This window comes from aff. Roholtiella sp. LEGE 12411, from assembly GCF_015206995.1.
GTDB lineage: Bacteria > Cyanobacteriota > Cyanobacteriia > Cyanobacteriales > Nostocaceae > Komarekiella.
The window spans coordinates 1-5,790 of sequence record NZ_JADEXR010000241.1; the positions used below are offsets into that span (position 1 = coordinate 1).

7 protein-coding genes are annotated in these 5,790 nt (G+C 40.9%); 1 reads left to right on the plus strand and 6 read right to left on the minus strand.

Annotated features, from left to right (window positions below):
• Positions 1–102 precede the first annotated feature (102 nt).
• The 6 genes from IQ246_RS28465 to prfB all read right to left on the minus strand — a co-directional run bounded on the left by IQ246_RS28465 (position 103) and on the right by prfB (position 4,485).
• On the minus strand, positions 103–870 hold the full coding sequence (locus tag IQ246_RS28465) for an MBL fold metallo-hydrolase (protein WP_194006641.1): 768 nt from the start codon (positions 868–870) through the stop codon (positions 103–105).
• A 3-nt stretch (positions 871–873) separates the two neighbouring features.
• The gene (locus IQ246_RS28470; RefSeq protein WP_194006646.1) at positions 874–1,473 is read right to left on the minus strand and encodes an aminodeoxychorismate/anthranilate synthase component II; all 600 of its coding nucleotides are present in this window, start codon (positions 1,471–1,473) and stop codon (positions 874–876) included.
• 399 nt (positions 1,474–1,872) lie between these two features.
• Positions 1,873–2,343: a diacylglycerol kinase family protein gene (locus tag IQ246_RS28475; RefSeq protein WP_194006642.1), complete on the minus strand. Its 471-nt coding sequence runs from the start codon at positions 2,341–2,343 to the stop codon at positions 1,873–1,875.
• A 152-nt stretch (positions 2,344–2,495) separates the two neighbouring features.
• The gene (gene ybeY / locus IQ246_RS28480; protein WP_194006647.1) at positions 2,496–3,023 is read right to left on the minus strand and encodes an rRNA maturation RNase YbeY; all 528 of its coding nucleotides are present in this window, start codon (positions 3,021–3,023) and stop codon (positions 2,496–2,498) included.
• Between the two features lie 38 nt (positions 3,024–3,061).
• Positions 3,062–3,217 (minus strand): DUF3285 domain-containing protein, encoded by a 156-nt coding sequence (locus IQ246_RS28485; protein ID WP_194006643.1) that lies wholly within the window; start codon positions 3,215–3,217, stop codon positions 3,062–3,064.
• 145 nt (positions 3,218–3,362) lie between these two features.
• Positions 3,363–4,485 (minus strand): peptide chain release factor 2 gene (gene prfB / locus IQ246_RS28490; RefSeq protein WP_194006644.1). Its coding sequence is split into 2 segments (ribosomal slippage): positions 3,363–4,412 and positions 4,414–4,485, totalling 1,122 coding nucleotides; the frame shifts between segments, so codons are not numbered across the junction.
• Between the two features lie 326 nt (positions 4,486–4,811).
• On the opposite strand from prfB, the gene IQ246_RS28495 reads away from it, so the two are divergent.
• Complete coding sequence (locus tag IQ246_RS28495; protein ID WP_194006645.1) at positions 4,812–5,675, plus strand: serine/threonine-protein kinase; 864 nt, start codon at positions 4,812–4,814, stop codon at positions 5,673–5,675.
• Positions 5,676–5,790 lie beyond the last annotated feature (115 nt).

Here is a 5,790-nt window from a genome sequence, read left to right on the forward strand (position 1 = left end):
GAGACAGGGCATGGGGCATGGGGAAGAAGTTACCAATGCCCAACGTGGCGGGGCGGCTATTCTTCTCCATTCACTCTTAGGATGAGTTTCCCACCGCTGTCATTAAAACTTGTAACTCAAAACTTGAATTTCACCATTCTCTGGTAACTTACCAGGGTTAAGAGAAACAGTGTCTCCATTGCTACGACGCACCGTCATACCTTGCATCAAGGTGAGAAAATCATCCAGTGGCGAGATATCGCATGTAGCAGCGTCAGCCGCCTGTGTCCGGTAATGGGTGGGAATTACCAGCTTGGGATTTAACACCTGAACCGCCTGCTTTGCTTCTTGGGCATTGTAAGCTTTTGCACTACCTCCTACAGGAATAAATGCCACATCTGGACGCCCCATGAGGATTTTTTGCTCAATAGAAATGGGTGCAGCAGCTCCCCCTAAGTGCAGGATATTAATTCCTCCTTGCTTCCACCTCCAAGCGGTGTTTGAGCCAAACTGCTTACCACCTTTGCGATCGTGGTCTATAGCAATTCCTTGGAACTTAATGTCTTGGAACTCGTAAACTCCTGGTTCGTAGATGAGCTTTGGATTCCCTGGTAGTCCATCTACTGCGCCTTCATCTAGTAATTGACTACTAATCAGTACCAAATCTGCTGCAACTTTTGGTGGACGATACTTAGCAGTACAGCCGACCGTCCGAAATGGATTGACAAGAATTTTTGCACCGCTACCAGTAAACAGAAAGCAAGTATGACCCAACCACTGAACTGATAAACCGCCAGATTGCGCGTTAGCTTGAGATTCAGAACTCAAGTTAGTAATGCAAGCTGTGACTAAACCCGCCCCAGCATAGCCCATCAACTGTCGTCGTTTCATTAATTACTCTCTCGACTGTAATTGTTCCAGAAAGTTTCGCAATAACTGCTTTCCCGAAGATGTCAGGACACTCTCTGGGTGAAACTGGACACCTTGAATGTGAGGATAGTTCCGGTGTTGCACTCCCATAATAGTGCCATCTTCAACCCAAGCGGTGATTTCCAACACATCAGGGCAAGTCTCGCGATCAATCACCAGACTATGATACCTGGTGGCGGTTATGGGATTTTCTAATCCCCGGAAAACTCCCATCCCAGTGTGAGACACCTGAGAAGTTTTGCCATGCATTAACTCTGGAGCAGAAACAATTTTACCACCGAACACTTGACCAATACTTTGATGTCCTAAGCAGACACCTAAAATTGGCAATTTAGGCCCTAGCTGTTTAATTAATTCTAGGGAAATTCCGGTATCTTCCGGGCGACCAGGTCCAGGAGAGATAACCACAAGTTCCGGTTTCAATGCCCGAATTTCATCTATGGATATTTTGTCGTTACGGAAAACTTGAATATCAGCTGCTACTGGGAACTCTGCGGCTAATTCTCCCAGATATTGCACTAAATTATATGTAAAACTGTCGTAATTGTCGATGACTATAATCACAGCTAATAACTCCTGCTTTCTATCACTCATTAGTTCCAACAAGCATAAACAAATATCGCATTGTATTTGTTTGCTACGTGTAACAATAACGCTGATGTAAATGCCTGGAGGTGGCTTCTTACAAATGAGCAGTTTCCTAAAGAAGACTAAGCTCCCATTGCTTTAATTTGCATCTAAATTAAGAACCAGAATACTTACCAAAATTGCATTTATTGATTTTGAACTGCTGATAACATATCCTCCCAAATCTCAAATAGGATTGGATAGTCCAGAATCATAAACACATCTATAGTAATCCCATTTGATTCGTGAATTGATTCGTAGAGACAGGGAATGGAGAATAGGGAATAGGGAACAGCAAAAAAAGGGAGTTAGAGGTGTACGCAGTTTTTTCAAAAATCAAATAGTAATCCTATAGAAAGCCGACATAATTAAAGCTACTAGAGGAGGAAGCAAAAGCGTAGCAGCTACCAGCACTGCTACCAAAGAAGAAACTAGTACAGCACCAGCAGCACAATCTTTAGCAATTTTTGCCAAATCATGATAAGTCTGCTTAACAGTTAAGTCTACAAGGGACTCGATCGCTGTATTCAGTAACTCTAATGCCAAAACTAAACCACTAGTTATACCAATAATTGCTATTTCTACTGATTCCAGATGTAAAAAAACACCTAGAGCGATCGCTAAAGCACAAACACTCACGTGGATGCGAAAGTTACGCTGAGTTAGAAAACTATAGCTGATTCCTGCCCAAGCATACTTAAAACTAATTAATAAATTAGAGGCAACTTGCCAGGAGAATTCCCGTTCTTTTGTCACCAGTGTTTGTAAGGAGTTGGGCGTTGGTGGTGGGGAAACTTTTTGGGACATAGGCTTAAAAATAGAAAAAAGAGGAGCTACTGTGGGAATCTTTGCCATTTATCGTGGCTTGATAAACTTTGAGGCAATTTTAGGGAATTTTTCCCAGAAATATTATAAAATTATTACCTATAGATTAACACTTGCCGACATACGAATCACTGTTATTCTATGTCAATAGCAATACCTGTTGCATGTAGCAATATTACTTGCTGTTCTAACATTCGCTTCAAACTTTCTTCATCAGGATGATCCCAGCCCAACAGATGTAATAAACCGTGAGCAGCTAACCAGGCTAGCTCAGTTGGCAAACTATGTTCTTGCTGTTGAGCTTGGCGTATTGCTGTATCCACAGACAAAATAATATCACCTAAGTATAAAGGCACAGAGTCAAGCATTTCTTCAGTTTGAGGAAAGTCTACCTCTAAAGCAGCAAAGGCTAAAACATCTGTCGGCTTATTTTGTTGACGATACTGATAATTCAGCGCCTGAATTTGCAAATCATCTGTCAAGCGCAGACCAATTTCATAACTTGGCGCTGCTGGAAGATGAGGCTGAAGTATTTCCAACCAGATATAAAACCAGTTTTCCCAAGCTTCGGAGGTCATTCGGGAATCGGTGTCCCCAATATTTACAGATGCTGTTGGGGACAACTCATAATAATAATCCTCCACATATAGTTCAACTCTCAGGGGCACGTAGTCTCCTAGGCTGAGGTAATGATTTATCGTTAACGAGTTAGATAAGCAAGACCAACGAGGACAGCTAAGAGTCCTACAGCAGTCAATGCAAAATGTTTTAAGGACGTGTTACCCTTTCGCACCATGTTTCGCATGGCAAGTTTCACGTAGCTCGGTTGAGGTTCTGTTGAAGGAGAGTTACTCATAATTATTTGACCACAGACTCTTTTATAAATGTAACAGTTGGTCTGGAGCACAGTTGCGATCGCACCAATATCAACACTAAAAAAATAAAGAATACGTACTAAATAAGAGTGAAATAATACTTAGTACCTACAACTAATATTTAAACTATGCAGGAGTGCTTTCAACAAGTTGGTTTTCTTGCCGCAGATAAGCTTGAATGAATGTATCAATTTCGCCATTCATTACATCTGCGATCGCTGTAGTTTCCGTGTTTGTGCGTAAATCTTTTACCATTTGGTAAGGGTGAAACACATAGTTACGGATTTGATTGCCCCAAGAGGCTTCCACCATATCGCCACGAATTTCGGCAATTTCTTGGGCACGTTGCTCTTGAGCTATAATAAGCAGCTTGGCTTTGAGGCGGGCAAGAGCTTTCTCTTTATTTTGCAGCTGAGAACGTTCTTCTGTACAGCGCACGGCTAGCCCTGTGGGTAGGTGAACAACTCTTACGGCTGTTTCTACTTTGTTAACGTTCTGCCCACCTTTACCGCCAGAACGAGTTGTGGTGATTTCCAAATCTTTATCTGGAATGTCCAACTGCACAGAGTTATCTATTTGCGGCATTACTTCCACCCCTGCAAAACTGGTTTGTCGCTTGCCGTTAGCATTAAAAGGTGAAATCCGCACTAAGCGATGTGTACCCATTTCTGAACGCAAGTAACCATAAGCATAGCGACCAGTAATTTCTAGGGTTGCCGATTTAATTCCGGCTTCATCACCCTCCGACTCTTCAGCTAAAGTTACCTTATAGCCGTGAGCTTCAGCCCAACGGGTGTACATTCGCATCAGCATAAATGCCCAGTCTTGAGCATCTGTGCCACCAGCACCAGCATTAATCGTCAGCACAGCACCTTCAGCATCATAGGGGCCAGAGAGCAACTGTTGTAACTCCCACTGGTCAAGGTCACGATTGAGCTTGGTGATCGTAGATTCCGCTTCTTGCAATAGCGCTTCGTCGGTTTCTAACTCTAACAACTCAACTACTGCTTTAGTATCTTCCAGACTTGCTTGCCAATGATCATATTGCTGGAGGTGGGCTTTCAGGTCATTGAGTTCTTGTAGTGTCTGTTGGGCTTGGGTTTGGTCATTCCAAAATTCTGGCTGAGCTGATATTTGTTCCAGGTCTTGAATTTTGGCTGTTAATGCAGGGACGTCAAAGATAGTCCTGGGTTTTACCCAGGCGACCAGACAACGTTTCGATTTCGCGTTTAAGTTCTAAGACATCCATAGTGATTGCTGAATGATAGATAGAGCGCTAATAGTGAAAAATTGCTCTTCATTATACTTACATTTATCAATTTTAGCTGTAGTTGGGCAATTTCACTCCCCATCGCTTGTATTAAGTTACAAAAATTACTTGAAAATATACTTTTGATATTGTAAAGCTAGTCTTTGAGCCAGCTACCTGTTTTGATTTTTGTGTTCCTAGAGATTTACCTTACTTAGCACGTAGGAGGAACTTGTAGAACTATTTCTATCTACTTTGCTCAGTGTTATTGGGCTAAAGTTGGTTATTATATCTTGTAATACTAATGTAATTCAAGCTAATTAATGATGGAATACCCTGATTTTTCTAGTCACGGCTACCAAATTGAACGGGAATTAGGTCACAATCTGATCGGAGGACGGATTACCTATCGGGCGAAAGATATAAAAACAGATCAAACTGTGGTGATTAAGCAATTTCAGTTCGCTCAACCGATGGGAAATTGGAGAGACTATGATGCTATCCATCAAGAAATTAGAGTATTGCAGAAGCTTAATCATCCGAGTATCCCTTGCTATCTGAATTCTTTCGATACCTCGACAGGTTTTTGTTTGGTGCAAGAATATAAAAATGCTCCCTCACTCGCGGCATCTGGTTATTCGACCCCTGAAGATATTCAGCAGATTGCTGTTAAATGTTTAGAAATATTAATCTATTTACAACAAGAACAACCACTTGTTATCCATCGGGATATTAAACCTGAAAATATTTTAGTGAGTGAAGATAACAAAGTTTATTTAGTCGATTTCGGCTTGGCTAAACTTGAAGAAGGAGAAATATCGAGTACGATCGCTAAAGGAACGATCGGGTTCATGCCTCCTGAACAGATTCATAGTCGTCAATTAACAAAAGCATCCGATTTGTATAGTTTAGGAGCAACTCTAATCTGTCTCTTAACGAGGACGAAATCAATTAATATTGGGGATTTAATTGATGAAAATGAACAGATTAATTTTAAAAAAAAGCTACCTAAATTACCTCGTTATTTTGTTCTTTGGTTACAAAAAATGGTAGAACGAAAGCTAGATAAACGTTTTGTTGATGCGGAGGAGGCACTTAAGGCATTAAATTTAGGTAAAAATGCTAAGATTTTTACATTCAATCCTAAATTAGTTAAACTTTCTGCGGTAGGTTTATTAACTGAAGTTTAGACTAAAAATAAGCAAGCAGAAAATAATACTTAGAAAAGTATGGATAAAAAATTGACATATCTGGTCAGGTGAAAAGTCACTGAAAAGAAAAAGTGGTCAGCAATGTTGAACTGAC